This is a genomic window from Gilvimarinus sp. 1_MG-2023, from assembly GCF_030548285.1.
The window spans coordinates 1-260 of the sequence record NZ_JAUOSC010001207.1; the positions used below are offsets into that span (position 1 = coordinate 1).

1 protein-coding gene is annotated in these 260 nt (G+C 56.2%); it reads left to right on the forward strand.

Going from position 1 to position 260, the window contains the following annotated elements:
• A partial coding sequence (locus tag Q4563_RS20695; protein WP_303605854.1) for an ABC transporter substrate-binding protein occupies positions 1 to 260 on the forward strand: 260 nt, incomplete at both ends.

The window sequence follows — 260 nt, forward strand, 5'->3', positions numbered from 1 at the left end:
GGGCTATTGGTGATACGCCACTGATCGTGCGTGCCAATGGTATTCCGGTCAAGGCCGTAGCGGTATTGGGTGCAGGCAGCCTGACGGTATTGGCGACCGGTGATGATGCCGGTATCAAGAGCGTGGCTGATTTGAAAGGCAAAACTGTGACCGTGATGTCTTATTCCGACACGACTTATTACGCCTTGCTGGCGACGCTGAAAAAAGCCGGCCTCAGTAAGACCGATCTGGACATTCAGGCGGCAGGCCCTGCCGGTGTC